Source organism: Blautia schinkii (genome assembly GCF_013304825.1).
Lineage (GTDB): Bacteria > Bacillota > Clostridia > Lachnospirales > Lachnospiraceae > Blautia_A > Blautia_A schinkii_B.
In genome coordinates this window covers 280,100-295,317 of sequence record NZ_JAAWUO010000001.1, presented here as the reverse complement: position 1 = coordinate 295,317, position 15,218 = coordinate 280,100, and the positions used below count along the sequence as shown (strand labels likewise).

Sequence of the window (15,218 nt, the reverse complement as noted above, 5' to 3'; positions counted from 1 at the left end):
CAGTATTGATTTAAAAATCATCACTGCAGCACGTCCCTTTTATTTATGCTCTTTGAGCTGTTTGTACATTTTATTTTTATCCTTTATCCTACAGTACTTCATTCAGAATCTGCAGTCCATACTCCGCGAGGCTGTTATCCTCTTCACCGGTACCACCGCTGATACCAAGACCACCGATAATGGTGTCTCCGACTTTAAGCGGTACTCCACCTCCGAATATTACGATATTGTCGCTCATCTTGCCAAGACCGTAAAACGTCTGGCCCGGCTGTGTCAGTCTGGAAAGCTCCATAGTTGACATTTTTACTGCCACAGATGTGTAGGCCTTTTTTACTGCCATATCAAAGCTTACAAGAAAAGATCCGTCCATCACATGAACCGCAACCGGATTTCCATCCGGGCTGCATACCGCAATTACGGAAGGCTTGTTTCTCCGCAGTGCTTCCTGTTCGATCTTCTCGATCAGATGCTTGGCAGAATCCAAGGTGATACGTCCCTGGATACCCATACGCTTCAGCACTTCCTGGATCATCGCCGTGTTTACTGCCATACTGTCATTCTGTGCCATTGCCGTATTTCCTCCCGCTGTTGTTGTCACAGTTCCTGAAGCCTCTGCCCCAACATTATCCTCAATCCCGGCAGTTTCTGATTTCACAGATCTCTGAACACCTTCAGCAGTTTCTGCATTCTTCTCTCCGATCTTCGCAGCATCCATATATCTTGCCAGCACATAAAAATAATCGGACAGCCGGTTCATGAACTTCTTGGCACCTGTGTCAGACCCAAACTTCACACTCACCAGCGCAAGCTCTCTCTCAGCCCTCCGTGCCACAGCTCTTGTCACATCAATCTCAGCTGCAACTCTGGAATCCCCCGGAAGAATCGGAAGTCTCTCCCCGGAAAAAATTTCTTTCATCCGGCCAATCTCTTCCTCCAGAAGCTCTGTCCGGTCTTCATTCACCTTAAATTCTCTGTTATAAGGATCAGAAACCCCATCCGTAATCTTCTTCAGAGTCTCCGAAATCTTCTCCAGCATCCGGACAACATCCCCGTCCGATACCAGAACCCGCACAAGCCCAATATGACTCATCAGTTCCTCAACTGACCCCATCAGACAAACCCGATCATCCGACTTGGAAACATTCTTCGTATGGGAAAGATCCGTCATCCCCTTATCACCATATCCGGTATAAACCTCCATACCAGCTCAACCTCCCAGCAACACCTGATAAATAAGCCTATCCATATCAGACCAATTTTACAATCCTCGACAATTAATCGGCACAACGTTCAACCCGAAACAATCGCAGCATACAGACAAAAGTCAATACCCTTCCGCCCGCCACAGTCAAGCACTCTAAAAAAAGCCCGAGGGGTGTGCAGAGGGGCCGCGGCTTTGCGGCCCCTTTGCTATTTCTTTGCGATTTCCTTTTCTTTTTAAAAAGACCACAATTTAGTATAAATCTTAACAATATCCTCTTTCTTCGGTACACGCGGATTTGCCGCTGTGCAGGCATCCGCAAGTGCCATATCCGCCATCTTATCAACCGCCGCAAAATATGCATCCGGTGTGATCGTCTTCATCTCTTCGATGGTAAGCGGGATATTCATCTCTTTCTGCATAAACTGAATCCAGTTCACAAGAGATCTTACGCTCATAACTTCGTTATAATTGCTCAGTCCAAGAAGATGTGCAATATTGGAATATCTCTTTACTGCCGGAAGATATTCTTTCTGGCTTCTGCTGCGTTTGTTGATATTTGCATTGTATTCAACAATATGCGGCAACAGCATCGCATTAGCTCTTCCGTGAGGAATATGGAAAATAGCACCCAGCTGATGAGCCATACTGTGAGTGATACCAAGACCTGCTGCATTGAAGGAAAGTCCTGCCAGACAGGATGCTACATGCATTTTCTGTCTTGCATGCATATCATTACCATCAACATACGCACGGTAAAGATATACACCACAGATCTCAATAGATTTCTCGGCAAGTGCAGAAGTAAATTCATTATGATTGATGCTGACATAAGACTCAATTGCATGAGTCAGAACATCCATACCTGTATCTGCTGTGATCGCAGGTGGAACACTGCGTACAAGCTCAGCATCCAGAATCGCCTCATCTGCTGTCAGGCTGTCTGAGATCAGCGGATATTTCACATGTGCTTCTGTATCATTTACAACAGCAAAAGAAGTAACCTCGGAACCTGTGCCACTTGTTGTAGGAATGGCAACCAGCCCAACCTTTCCGTAATTGTTGATCTTCAGGGCAAACTCACGGATTGCCTTGGAAGAATCGATAGCAGAGCCACCGCCTACTGCAACAATCGCTTCCGGCTGATACTGAAGGAATTTTTTGACTCCTTCGGCAATTTTCCCAACCGGTGCATCCGGAACAACATCACAGAAAATATCAAATTCTTTTCCACCTGCCTGAAGCGGTTTTGTGATCATGTCGATCATTCCGCTTTTTACGACAAACGGATCCGTGACAACAAGGACTCTTTTGTATGGAATATCTTTCAGTCTTCCCAGGGCATCAGCTCCAAAGTGGATGGCTGTTTTCATTTCAAATGTATTCATAGAAACTGCTCCCTCTCGTCATACCGTAACACAGTTCTCTTTTGTCTACCTGTGTTCGGATAAAGTAAAGCGGATCTCCGCATTCCGCATACACTGCATGCTCATAAACATAATCATTTCCCGATATATGTTCAGTCTATTTCGGGTAGATGCATTCGATCTTATGATCGCTGAAATGCTTCAGCCATTTTTCAGATGGTTTTTTGTCTGTAATAACCATCTCGATATCCCGCAACTGTCCTGCCACGGAAAAAGCGGTCTGATCAAATTTCGTGCTGTCTACCACCAGAATACGCATTTTTCCGGAATTGATCATGGCTTTTTTTGTTGTTCCAAAAGCTTCTTTGGATTCCATGATCCCCATATCTTCATTTAATGCCTTACAGGAAAAAATAACCTTGTCCACATAGTAAGAGCGGATCACTTCCTCGGTTCTGGCACCAAGAAATGCAAGATATCCCTCCTTCATCACTCCACCGGTTGAAATAATATTCCATCCGGATACATCAGAGAGCTCCAGGAGGATTTCCATTGAATTGGTAACAACTGTGAGACGTTCTTTTTCTTTCAGTGCCTTGGCTACAAAAACTGCAGTTGTGCTGGCATCCAGAAAAATATGATCTCCGTCATTCACCATGGAAGCAGCAATCTCTGCCATCTTCTGCTTTCCCTGTACATTCTGGTTTTTACGAATATTAAATGGTAAATCAATACCGACATCTTCGTTGATCACCGCACCGCCATAACTCTTTGTGGCAAGTCCCTCTTTTTCCAGCTTGTCCAGATCACGGCGGATTGTTTCTTCTGAGACACTGTAAAGCTGGCTTAGTTCACTTACAACAACCCTTTTCTCTTCCTGTAATTTCTCGAGAATCAGATTTCTTCTCTCTAACGCTAGCATAAGATGCCTCCTTTTCAGATGTCATTGCAGGGATATCCTTCAAAAGGATATCCCTCAGATATAAAAAACAATATTAAAGGATCGTATCGATCATTCTCTTGTCCGGATGAGCGATCACTGAGGAATCCATGTACATTCCTTTCTCAGCTACCAGCTCTTTTGCTCTTTCGATAGAAGCCTCTACTGCAGAAACCTCGCCTGTAAGAAGCATGTAGGATTTACCGCACATACCCTTGGCGATACGAAGCTCGATCAGATCAACGATAGCTGTCTTAGCTGCCTGATCTGCTGCTTCAATAATAGATGCTGCATCATAGGTCTCAAGAATTCCCAGGGCACTGATCTCCTCAACCTGTGTGGTTCCGTAGATCGCTGGGAAAATGGACTCATGCGGATTGCCCAGTACAAAGCTGTCAATGCATTTGTCCTCGTATGTTGTTACAGCTGTGTCTACAGCAGCTTTCACTGCGCTTAAATCTCCGGTGATAATTGCAATATATTTTCCCGGACATACTGTCTGCGCCTCCACGATCTCTACTTCAGATGTCTTAACCATGGCATCTGCTGCAGTGATACCAGCTGGTGTGGTTTTAAACTCAATCATTCCGATTGCTCTACTCATTTTGTGCACGTCCTTTCTAATTTCTTGCAATTACAACATGGCGGTCTGTCACTTCTGTAACCTTACCGCTGATGGTTGCATGAATTCCGACACTTAATCCCTGTGCAGGCTGTGCGATCATCTGTCCTTCTGTTACCATATCGCCTACATTTACGATTGCCTGTGCCGGTGCACCGATATGCTGGCTTAAGAGAACCTTTACCTTTGATACGTTTACAAGTTCTTCCTGAAGTGGTGCATCCTTGTCATATCTGGTAAGTCCCAGACGTGCCATCAGGCGCTCTTCAGGAACCTTGCGGTATTCTCTTGACTCCTGTACCGGCTTCGGCTGAACACCCTGAGGTGGTCTGATTCCGGCCTTACGAAGTCCGCCTTTCATATCTGCAAGCAGTGTTCTCGGAGCCAGGCTCTGCGGACACGCATACATCTCGCAGACACCACAGGAGCTGCAGAATGCAGAATTGATATAAGGATTTACATTTCTGAAATCCTGGTTGGATGCTGCCATCATGAACATTGCCGGATCGATCGGGTGTCCCAGATTATGTCTCGGGCAAAGATCCGTACATGTATGGCAGTGACAGCAGATAGATGCTGCTCTCTTCAGATCTATAGAAGAAGTCCGCTGCTTCTTCATAACAATAACATGGTCCTTTGGAAGAACCAGGATTGCGTTCGTTGTTTTTGTAACCGGGTCGGAACCGTTTCCGATACGTCCCATCATCGGGCCGCCAACGAAATATACAGGATCCTTTACAGTTGTACCGCCTGCCTGGGCAACAACCTCTTCCAGTGTACATCCCAGGGGAACTTTCACTGTAACAGGATTCTCGACCTCAGCAACAACGGAAACATATTTGCTTATTACCGGTTTGTGTTCTTCTACCGCGCGGTATACATTGTAGAGAGTCTCTACATTGAATACGGCTACTCCCTGCTCGATCGGCAGTCCTCCTGGCCGTACCACACGTCCGGTTGCTTCATAAATAAGAACAACCTCATCACCCATCGGATAAACCTCATCCAGAAGATGGATCTTAACCCTTGGGAATTCTTCAATATGCTGATTTAAAGCATTGATCGTCTGTACATAAGATTTTTTGATTCCGATAATGGCCTGGGAAGCTCCTACTGTCTCCGCAACCATATCGAATGTTTTCATGATCTCGTATGCGTGCTTCTCCAACAACTGTCTGTGAAGTTTCAGTAATGGTTCGCACTCTGCACAGTTCATGAGAATGATTTCAGCTTTGTCTGTCAGCTTCATGTATGTAGGGAAACCTGCTCCACCTGCTCCGACAACACCATTCTCCTGCATAATTTTCTGTAATTCTTTGATATCCATGGCGTTACTCCAATCCTGCACCGTCATCTACGATTCCGACGATTGCGGCATCTACCGGTGCTGTTTCTACGCCGCAGCCAATTCTTGCTGCGCTTCCTTGTGCCACCAATACATATTCGCCGATTCCTGCACCGATGATATCGATGGCAACAATCTGGCTGTGCTCGGCTTTCATATGATGCACCGGCTCCACGATCATGAATTTATTTCCTATCAGTTTTTCACTTTTTCGTGTGGAAACAATACTTCCAACTACTTTGCCTACGATCATATGAGCCTCCGTTTTTTCTCTATATCCTCTATTAGGGATGCCATTAAGCGGCATCCCCGAAGGAGGAATATTATTTGATTATGGTAACTGTATTGCCTGTGGCAATTCTTGCTGCATTTGCTTCATCTGTATCAATATGCATTTCCAGTGTAAAGCTGTCATCAACACGGATCTTAACCTGATTAAAGATCGTTCCGCGCTCATTGTCAGCTTTGACGGAAACAACATCACCATCATGTACACCCGCAGCCTGGGCATCCTTCGGAGCCATGTGGATGTGACGCATAGCCACAATACATCCCTCTTTCAGATAAATGGCACCTTTCGGTCCGACGATGGCGATCGGTGCACTTCCTGCAAGATCACCGGACATACGTACCGGAACCTTCATTCCCAGCTTGATCGCATCTGTTGCGGAAACCTCAACCTGTGATTTACTGCGGACAGGTCCGAGGATTCTTACATTCTCGATCGCACGGAGCTTCAGTCCCACAATGGTAACTGTTTCGTTGGATGCAAACTGTCCGCCCATCAGATCTTTTTTCTTTGTGAGCTGATAGCCTTCTCCGAACAATGCCTCCACATGCTCCTGTGTCAGGTGAATATGTCTTGCGGAAACTCCGATAGGAACAACGAAACCATTGCCCTTGTCTTCGTTTTTGTTGATCGCATCGATCACCATTTTTGTGATCATTTCAATATTATTCGTTTCCAAGAGTACACCTGCTTTCTTTCGGTTTCATACTGAACTTAACTCAAAACGCACCGGCTCGAAGCCTTAATGGCCCTCAGGCCGGTGCGTCTTGGAACTGATCAGTTAGATTATTTAAGAACCGGAAGGATTTTCTCAACGTCTGTATGAGGTCTCGGGATTACATGTGTAGCTACAAGCTCTCCAAGTCTGGATGCTGCTGCGCTTCCGCTCTCTACTGCAGATTTAACTGCTCCTACATCTCCACGAACCATAACTGTTACGAGACCGGAACCGATCTTCTCTGTTCCTACCAGTGCAACGTTAGCTGCTTTACACATCTGGTCAGCTGCCTCGATAGCTGCTGTAAGTCCTCTTGTCTCAACCATTCCTAATGCTTCCTGTGTCATGATCATATCCTCCTTATGGATTGCTAATGCATTGTATATTTGTTTTGTTTACTTCTGACTTATCTGGTCTGCAGTTTATTTCTTACTGCCCTTTTTGCTTTCCTGCGGTTCTTCCGGTTTCTCCTGTTTCTTCTTCCACCGGCTCGCACTCAGCTCAACCAGTTTGACGATCTCCTCGTGAGGATTAGCAATTACCGCGTAACTGGCAGGTTTCTTAATGGCCTGCTCTACTGCTGCATTTACAGCTGCTGTAACTGCTGATACATCACCTTGTACGATCAGAGTCACCAGTCGTCCGCCCAGCTTACGCTCCCATGACGCCAGCTCAACGTCTGCCGTTTTGCACATGATATCCAGGGCATTAATAGCCGCAACGACACCTGTGATTTCTATAAATCCATATGATTTTCCCATGAGCGAACTCCTTAATTAATTTCTCTTTCTTTCAAAGCCTGAATTAAAGCTTCGGAAGAATTTTCTCAACATCTGTATGAGGTCTCGGGATCACGTGTGTAGCTACGAGCTCTCCAAGTCTGGATGCTGCTGCGCTTCCGCTCTCTACTGCTGCTTTTACAGCGCCTACGTCTCCACGAACCATAACAGTTACAAGACCGGAACCGATCTTCTCTGTTCCTACCAGAGCAACCTCTGCTGCTTTTGTCATTGCATCTGCTGCTTCGATTGCAGCTGTGAGGCCTCTTGTCTCAACCATTCCTAATGCTTCCTGTGCCATGATTCTATCCTCCTGAATCTTACATTCGTTACTTTTTTATCATATATGATTCCGCAACTTTTGTAAAGTTAAGTTCCGAAATCCTCTTAATCTTTATCCAGGGCGCTGATCTTCAGCATTTTCTGTGTACCTGGTTCCGGGTTGGGGATTATGTAATGCTGTACCACACCTGTCATGCTCTCTGCGACCTTCATGCCGGCTTCTACCGCTGCCGTGACATCTGACACGCTTCCGCGGTACTTGATGCAGACAAGAAGCGGTACTGGCAGGCTGTCCGCATTCGCCGGTTTATTCTTATCGAATACCTCCAGGTGGACATTTGCAGCCTTGCACCCGGCGTCAGCTGCCACAAAGGCTGTCGCAAGTCCGAAGACCTCCAGAATTCCTACAGCTTCTGCCATGTTGCTTCTCCTTTCCCGTTAAGGTTATTTGTTAACAACCGCAATCTTAAGACCTGTCATTGACAGGTTCTTCTCAAGTGCCTCGTTGATCTCTTCCAGCGGATACTTGTCAGTGATCAGCTCAGACATTGGAAGTCCGATTGCTTTTGCTCTCTTAAGGAAATCAAATGTTGTTGCATAATCTCTGAGGTTGTATACCCAGGAACCAACAAGGTTGATCTCTTTGGAGCAGAGGTCGAAATGCGGGTTGATGGTTGCATCTCCACCGTTGATGAAGAATCCAAGCTCGCAGAGGCCGCCGCCGTTGCGGATGAATTTGTAGATATTGGAATGAGCATGAGGATTTCCAGTGCACTGGAAAGCGAAATCTGCAAGATGTCCGCCCTGAGCCTCTTTCACAGCCTCAGTAAGTGCCTCAACACCCTTGAAGTTCATAAAGTTTACAGTTGTAGTTGCGCCCATTCTCTTGGCGAATTCAAGACGCTGCTCGTTTCCGTCTACTGCACAGATGTTGTGAACACCCATTGTATGAAGAACGGCGATACAGATCAGACCGATCGGTCCGCAGCCCTGAACAACAACTCTGCTGTTGAATTTCAGGATTCCCGTTGTTTTTGCTCTCTCTACTGCATGTACAAGTACTGCACATGGCTCGATGAGGATACGGGAATCAAGATCCAGATCACTTACATTGAAGAATGTGGAACCGAAGCTTCCGCCTCTGATGAAGATGTAATCAGCGAACCATCCGTTGAATTTAACATCATCGTCCGGAAGAAGTCCGTATACGTCAGCGCCGCCTACGTTTTTCTTGTTGAGGTCGAACATTGTGATTTCCGGATCATCTTTGAAGATCATACATGTAACGATCTTATCTCCGACTTTAACCGGTTTGCCAGCTGTATCAACCTTAACGTTTTTACCCATTTTTACGATCTCGCCGGTTCCCTCATGTCCGAGAACTACCGGAATAAGACCAAACGGATCATTTTTGTACTCATGAGCATCTGTTCCGCAGACACCGCATCCCTCAACCTTAACAAGGATGTCGTCGTCACCAACTTCCGGAAGATCATACTCCTGAAGCTCAAAATGTTTCTTCTCTGTCATCATTGCCACTCTTGCTTTTTTAGGAATTGTATTTCCTGCCGGAGCAGCCGGAGTGCTTGCAGCAGCTGCTGCAGGAGCGTTTCCTGTCATGCCGGAGAGAACCTGTTTAACGATTTCTTCGATATTTACATTGTTCATATCCATGATTTATGTTCCTCCTGATCAACGAATGCAAAGGCTGTCTGTCATTACGCAGCGTCTTCTCTTTGTGAATGTGCTTGCGCTTGTAAGTCCCTCACCTGTACGGCTTGCGATTGTAAATGTACAGAAGCCTTCTCCACCGAATCCAAGTGCGGAATAGGACGGACCGTTCTTTACAAGGATCGCTGTGTCGATTGCTTTCGCATATTTTGTAATGTTATCAATATTCTTGGAATGAATATGTGCGGAATGACGATTGCCATGCTCAAGCCATACAGCCTGCTCTACAGCGTCATCAAAATCCTTTGCTCTTACGATTCCGAGGATCGGCATCATAAGCTCTGTTGTGATAAGCGGATGTTCCTTCGGTCCCTCGAAGATGATGCAGCGGGTATTAGCCGGTGCCTGAACTCCGATCATGGAAAGAAGTGTCTTCGCGTCACGTCCTACACATTTACGGTTCAGCTTGCCGCCTGCAAGTACAGTCTCAACAAGCTTGTCCTGCTCTTCCTTGGATGCAAGGTAGCAGTCATTTTCTGTAAGCATGTAGTGCATTAACTCATCAACTACGGAGGATACTGCAACAACTTCCTTCTCTGCGATACATGGAAGGTTGTTATCGAATGTACATCCGTTTACGATATCCTGAGCTGCCTTACGGATATCAGCAGTATCATCAACCAGTGCCGGCGGGTTTCCTGCTCCTGCACCGATTCCTCTCTTACCAGAGGAAAGAACTGCTGTCACAACACCAGGACCTCCTGTTGCTGCGATCAGATGGATATCTTTATGTTTCATCATAATATTGCTTGTCTCGAGGGTTGGTTTCTCAACTGTGACAGCGATATTATCCGGGCCGCCTGATTCCAGGGAAGCCTCATTTAAAAGATTGATTGCGTAAATAGAAGTTTTAACTGCTGCCGGATGTGGATTGAATACTACTGTATTTCCGCCTGCCAGCATACCCATTGTGTTGCAGAGAACTGTTTCACTTGGGTTAGTGCATGGTGTGATCGCACCGATAACACCAAACGGTCCCATCTCGATCAGAGTCAGTCCTCTGTCTCCGGACCATGCAGTTGTTGTAATGTCTTCTGTTCCAGGTGTCTTGTCTGCTACCAGGTGATGCTTCAGGATCTTATCTCCCACATTACCCATACCAGTTTCCTCAACACCCATACGTGCCAGTACTTCCGCATTTTCTTTGATCTTCTTGCGGATGCAGGTGATGATCTTTTCTCTCTGGTCCATAGACATTGTCTTAACTACCAGCTGAGCCTTCTTGGCTGCTTCGATAGCATCATTCATATCCTTGAAAACGCCATGTTTTCCGGCCGGAGCATCTGCAATCTGCATCTTTGCCATAACTTCCTGTACAATTTCCTGTACCATATTCTCACTTATTGGCATGAGATTGTCCTCCTTAATTATTCCGTCAAAAGATTATTTCAGGCCAAGCTGAGCCATAACCTGTTTTGTGATCTGAGCTACAAGCTCTGCATCGTTGTTAGCCGGTGTTTCTGCTGGAGCAGCTTCTTTATCACAGTCTTTTCCAACGAAATCATACTGATATCCTGGGAACTGTTTGTAATCATCATTGTGGCATGCGCCGCCGCAGTTGTGGCAGTTCTTTCCGTCTTTGTTCAGGCAAAGGCTTGCCGGATGTTTACCTGGCATACCGAATTTACGACGGATAGCGTACAGTTTCTCGATGTTCTCTTTGTCGAATTCCTTCGGGCCACCAAGAAGTTTTGTCTGATACAGAAGCTGTGCGTAGAACTCTACAGACTCCATCTTCATGTATGCAGCGTTAAGGTCTGTGCTCCATGTAAGTGCTCCGTGGTTCTCAAGAAGTACTGCATCGAAATATGGAAGGTATTTCTCAAGGTTATCCGGAATCTCCATTGTGGAAGGTGTACCGTACTCAGCGATCGGAACACATCCAAGAGCGATAACTGCCTCTGGCATGATCGGCTGTGTAAGCGGAATTCCTGCGATTGCGAAAGATGTTGCATAGATCGGATGAGCATGTACAACAGATCCTACGTCCGGTCTCTTCTCATATACTCTCATGTGCATCTTGATCTCAGATGATGGTTTGAATCCCGGGTTAGCCTGGATTACATTACCCTTGCCATCTACTTTACAGATGAACTCTGGTGTCATGAAACCTTTAGATACACCTGTTGGTGTGCAAAGATACTCGTTCTCTGCGATCTTAACAGAAAAGTTTCCGTCATTTGCTGCAACCATGTTACGGTTGTAGATTCTTTTACCGATGTCACAAAGCTGTTTTTTGATTTCAAACTCGTTTACCATGCTTAATTTCCTCCTTGAGCATTGGATTGCACTATTTTGTTTCTGTCAATATTTTACTCCATACCACAGAATAAGTCAAGGGCAATCCGTTGTTTTATGTTGGTTTCTTGTTGCTTTTTATGTTGTTTTTATTGTTTTTTATGTTTTCTTTTGAAAAAGGATCTCATTCTTTATAAAGTGCTGTCTTTCAGCCTCCGATCTGGCAGTCCAGACCGCATACAGCATGTACAGCACCCTTAAGCATCTGCATATGTTCGGCAGTCGGTGGAAGAATTCCTTCCATTAAATAGGGTCTTCCAAGGCCTTCATACTTATCCTGTCCAAGTCTGTGATAAGGAAGCAGATGAATCTTATTTACGCCCGGAAGAGAATCCGCAAATCTGGCGATTGCCTGGATCTCTTCAACAGAATCATTAAATGTAGGAATAACCGGGACACGGATCACAAGCTTTGTTTTTCCATAGAGGGCAACTTTTCTTGCATTCTCCAGCATCAGTCCGTTGGCGCGTCCTGTGAATTCCTTGTGTTTCTCCTGATTCATGTGCTTGATATCCATCAGATATACATCCAGATACGGAAGAACCTGCTCGATCTTTTCCCACGGGGCACAGGCCATACTCTCCACGGCTGTATTGATACCGCGTTCTTTGGCTGCCCGTAGCAGATCTCTGGAAAAATCTGCCTGACACATACATTCACCGCCGGAGAGGGTGATTCCCCCTCCTGAACGGTAATAATATGCACGGTCTTTTTCTACTTCCTCGATCATCTCACGGACTGTCACATCACGGCCGATCACCTTGTCCTCGCCCAGTACTTTCATGTTCTGAATCCTGTACTCCTGCGATTCCGGATTACAGCACCAGCGACAGCGAAGGACACAGCCTTTCAGGAATACGATCGTACGGATTCCCGGACCGTCATGCACCGAATATTTCTGAATATCAAAGATCCTGCCCTTTGTATCCAAATAGTCCATAATTTACCTCTTAAATCCGGTTAAAATCCCTGTTCGGTACGGCGGATGATGTCATCCTGCAGAGAACGGGAAAGAGTTGTAAACAACGCACTGTAACCTGCAACACGTACGACCAGATGTTTATATTTCTCCGGATGTTTCTGTGCATCCAGAAGTGTCTCTCTGTCGACAACGTTAAACTGCATGTGCATACCCTTCTGATCGAAGTATCCACGGATCAGTGCCACGAATTTCTCCAGACCTTCTCTTCCGGCAAGTGCTGACGGATGGAATTTCTGGTTGAACAGTGTACCGTTAGATACAATGAAATGATCCAGACGTGATACAGAAGTAGCTGCCGCTGTCGGTCCCTTCACATCCTTGCCTGCTGACGGGGAAACGCCATCCGCAACAGGTGTATGTGCATAACGGCCATCCGGTGTTGCGCCGGTCTGTTCGCCAAGAGGAACGTTTGCAGATACAGGATAAAGTCCGGCCTGATAATGTCCGCCTCGTGGGTTCATATATTTCTGAAGCGGCTTGGTGTAAGTATAAGCCACATCTCTTGCAAAATAATCCACATCCGGGATATCGTTTCCGAATTTCGGAACCTCCTCGATCATCTTGTGGATCTCTTCGAATCTTGCTTTCTTCTCAGGAGATGGCTCTGTTCCGAGAGCTGCTGTCATAACAGCTGTTGCTGTCTGCTCATTCACACTGATACCGTTCTCCTGAAGCTTCTTCATTACAACGGTAGTGATATCTGCCGCAGACTGTGCATCAATACCCTTGCCATAGTTCCATGCCAGAGCCTCTTTCAGCTCTTCCATGGTCATCTTCTTCTCTTCATATACAAGCTTGCGGATTGCATACAGGGAATCTGCCATGTTGGCAATACCAAATCCCTGAGGACCTGTGAAGTTATAAACAGCTCCTCCTTCCTGAACGGATTTACCACGTTTCAGGCAGTCATCCACCATACATGAAAGGAATGGCAGCGGACATCTCTCCGCATGTGCCACATCAATGGCATTATCGGCATTTACAAGCAGGGAGATGAAATATTCCATCTGTTTCTTATATGCATCATAGAACTCGTCAAAAGTCTTCATCTCTGTGACATCGCCGGTCTGAACACTGATCTGCACCCCTTTGTCCATACCATTGGAGAAAACCATCTCCAGCGGACGGCACATGTTAAAGAATGCAGCATCATGCCAGCCCTCTGTCTTACCTGCTTTCTGCGGTTCTACGCAGCCGATGATATTATATTCTCTGGCATCTGCAAGAGAAAGGCCACGGTTCTGCAGTGCAGGAATGATAACCTCATCATTGTAGTAAGCCGGAAGTCCGATTCCTGTTCTTGTAAGCTCTGCTGCCTTGATCAGGAATTCATGCGGAGATCCGTTCCATACTCTTACTGAAAGAGATGGTGCCGGAAGATGTACATGCATAGATGCCTGGATGCACATAAAGGAGAGATCATTGGTCACATCCTCGCCTTCCTTGTTCTGTCCACCTGCGATCAGGTTCTGGAAAAGGCTGTAGCCTGCAAAGCCTTCTGCGGATGCAGCGTCACGGCATTTATTCAGGTCATTTAATTTAACCCAGATGCAGTCCATCAGTTCCTGGGCAAATTCTCTTGTAAGGTTGCCTGCCTCCATATCACTCTTATAATATGGATACATATACTGGTCAAAACGTCCCGGTGAAATGGAATGTCCGCTGCTCTCCATCTGGATCAGCTGCTGTACAAACCAGAAGGACTGGCATGCTTCGTAGAAGTTGCGTGCACCCTTAGCCGGTACGCGGCTGCAGTTGGATGCGATCTGAAGGAGCTCCTGTTTTCTTGTCGGATCCTGGCACTGATATGCCATCTGCTCTGCAAGCTCGGCATAACGATGTGCATAGTCGATAACCGCCTGACAGCTCATGATAACTGCTTCCAGGAAGCGGGATTTTTTTGCGTAATCGCCATCCCCTACATTGCACTCATCCAGCTCTTTCTGAGCTTTTGCAATGATTCCTTCATAACCGATAGCCAGCACCTCTTCGTATTTAACAGTTACATGACCTACACCATTGTAGAAATAATTTCCCGGTGTGAAGATGTTATGGTCAATAGCAAGAATTGCTTCCGGTGCCATATAGGAGGTTGCCAGTTCGCTGGTTGTCTTACCTTTCCAGTATTTATGTACCTCGCGAAGTTCGGCCTTAGTCTCCTCCGCAATATAGAATGGATCGGCTGTTCTGGTAGCTACTGTGTCCAGCTCATCCTCCAGCCACTGGAAGGAATACTCCGGGAATGTCTGACATCCTCTTGGTGCCAGTGTGCTGCTTCCTACGATCAGTTCCTCATCACGGATGATAATGGGAATATTGTGCAGGATGTGTGCAAAAGCCTTGGCTCTTCTTGTGATGATTGGCTCATCTTCTGTTGCCTTGTAGGATTCTGTGATCAGCTTGGCTCTGGCTGATTCGATCACCGGCATCTTCGCATAGAGGTTATCTACCAGATGGGTGATTCTGTCTGTTTTCGGGATATCTGCTATATGAAATTTCTCCATGATTCTCCTTTCTCACAACCGGTTGTTTCTGGTGATTTTTCCACACTTCCGGCTATGTGCTCATGTAATTTTATTATACCTCACCTGCAATTCAGTGTCAACGAAATCCAACACTCATTTATTGCTGTTTCTGTGGTTTTTATCAATCTGATTATGTCTG

16 protein-coding genes are annotated in these 15,218 nt (G+C 46.1%); all 16 read right to left on the bottom strand.

Annotated features, from left to right (window positions below):
• Nucleotides 1-88 precede the first annotated feature (88 nt).
• The gene (locus HFM85_RS01330) at nt 89-1,201 is read right to left on the bottom strand and encodes a cob(I)yrinic acid a,c-diamide adenosyltransferase (RefSeq protein ID WP_173736896.1); all 1,113 of its coding nucleotides are present in this window, start codon (nt 1,199-1,201) and stop codon (nt 89-91) included.
• A gap of 236 nt (nt 1,202-1,437) precedes the next feature.
• The gene (locus HFM85_RS01325; protein WP_118070753.1) at nt 1,438-2,589 is read right to left on the bottom strand and encodes a 1-propanol dehydrogenase PduQ; all 1,152 of its coding nucleotides are present in this window, start codon (nt 2,587-2,589) and stop codon (nt 1,438-1,440) included.
• A gap of 136 nt (nt 2,590-2,725) precedes the next feature.
• Nucleotides 2,726-3,490, bottom strand: a complete 765-nt coding sequence (locus HFM85_RS01320; protein ID WP_173736895.1) for a DeoR/GlpR family DNA-binding transcription regulator — start codon at nt 3,488-3,490, stop codon at nt 2,726-2,728.
• A 73-nt stretch (nt 3,491-3,563) separates the two neighbouring features.
• Nucleotides 3,564-4,112 carry a BMC domain-containing protein gene (locus HFM85_RS01315; RefSeq protein ID WP_015525948.1) on the bottom strand — a complete coding sequence of 183 codons (549 nt, stop codon included), beginning with the start codon at nt 4,110-4,112 and terminating at the stop codon, nt 3,564-3,566.
• Nucleotides 4,113-4,128: 16 nt separating this feature from the next.
• On the bottom strand, nt 4,129-5,457 hold the full coding sequence (locus HFM85_RS01310) for a 4Fe-4S dicluster domain-containing protein (RefSeq protein ID WP_173736894.1): 1,329 nt from the start codon (nt 5,455-5,457) through the stop codon (nt 4,129-4,131).
• Nucleotides 5,458-5,461: 4 nt separating this feature from the next.
• Nucleotides 5,462-5,728 carry a EutN/CcmL family microcompartment protein gene (locus HFM85_RS01305; protein ID WP_015525950.1) on the bottom strand — a complete coding sequence of 89 codons (267 nt, stop codon included), beginning with the start codon at nt 5,726-5,728 and terminating at the stop codon, nt 5,462-5,464.
• Between the two features lie 70 nt (nt 5,729-5,798).
• Nucleotides 5,799-6,410 (bottom strand): phosphate propanoyltransferase, encoded by a 612-nt coding sequence (locus tag HFM85_RS01300; RefSeq protein WP_373152625.1) that lies wholly within the window; start codon nt 6,408-6,410, stop codon nt 5,799-5,801.
• 140 nt (nt 6,411-6,550) lie between these two features.
• Complete coding sequence (locus tag HFM85_RS01295; RefSeq protein WP_005427721.1) at nt 6,551-6,829, bottom strand: BMC domain-containing protein; 279 nt, start codon at nt 6,827-6,829, stop codon at nt 6,551-6,553.
• A gap of 75 nt (nt 6,830-6,904) precedes the next feature.
• Complete coding sequence (locus HFM85_RS01290; RefSeq protein WP_173736893.1) at nt 6,905-7,243, bottom strand: BMC domain-containing protein; 339 nt, start codon at nt 7,241-7,243, stop codon at nt 6,905-6,907.
• A gap of 43 nt (nt 7,244-7,286) precedes the next feature.
• Nucleotides 7,287-7,562: a propanediol utilization microcompartment protein PduA gene (pduA, locus tag HFM85_RS01285; protein WP_015525952.1), complete on the bottom strand. Its 276-nt coding sequence runs from the start codon at nt 7,560-7,562 to the stop codon at nt 7,287-7,289.
• Between the two features lie 86 nt (nt 7,563-7,648).
• On the bottom strand, nt 7,649-7,963 hold the full coding sequence (locus HFM85_RS01280; RefSeq protein ID WP_015525953.1) for a BMC domain-containing protein: 315 nt from the start codon (nt 7,961-7,963) through the stop codon (nt 7,649-7,651).
• A gap of 24 nt (nt 7,964-7,987) precedes the next feature.
• Entirely contained in the window at nt 7,988-9,217 is a 1,230-nt protein-coding gene (locus tag HFM85_RS01275) for a zinc-binding dehydrogenase (RefSeq protein ID WP_144092302.1), read from the bottom strand.
• A gap of 18 nt (nt 9,218-9,235) precedes the next feature.
• The gene (locus tag HFM85_RS01270; protein WP_092070142.1) at nt 9,236-10,624 is read right to left on the bottom strand and encodes an aldehyde dehydrogenase family protein; all 1,389 of its coding nucleotides are present in this window, start codon (nt 10,622-10,624) and stop codon (nt 9,236-9,238) included.
• Nucleotides 10,625-10,657: 33 nt separating this feature from the next.
• Nucleotides 10,658-11,533 (bottom strand): class II aldolase/adducin family protein, encoded by an 876-nt coding sequence (locus tag HFM85_RS01265; RefSeq protein ID WP_173736892.1) that lies wholly within the window; start codon nt 11,531-11,533, stop codon nt 10,658-10,660.
• 187 nt (nt 11,534-11,720) lie between these two features.
• Complete coding sequence (locus HFM85_RS01260) at nt 11,721-12,512, bottom strand: glycyl-radical enzyme activating protein (protein ID WP_173736891.1); 792 nt, start codon at nt 12,510-12,512, stop codon at nt 11,721-11,723.
• Nucleotides 12,513-12,532: 20 nt separating this feature from the next.
• Entirely contained in the window at nt 12,533-15,058 is a 2,526-nt protein-coding gene (locus HFM85_RS01255) for a glycyl radical protein (RefSeq protein WP_173736890.1), read from the bottom strand.
• Nucleotides 15,059-15,218: the final 160 nt, after the last annotated feature.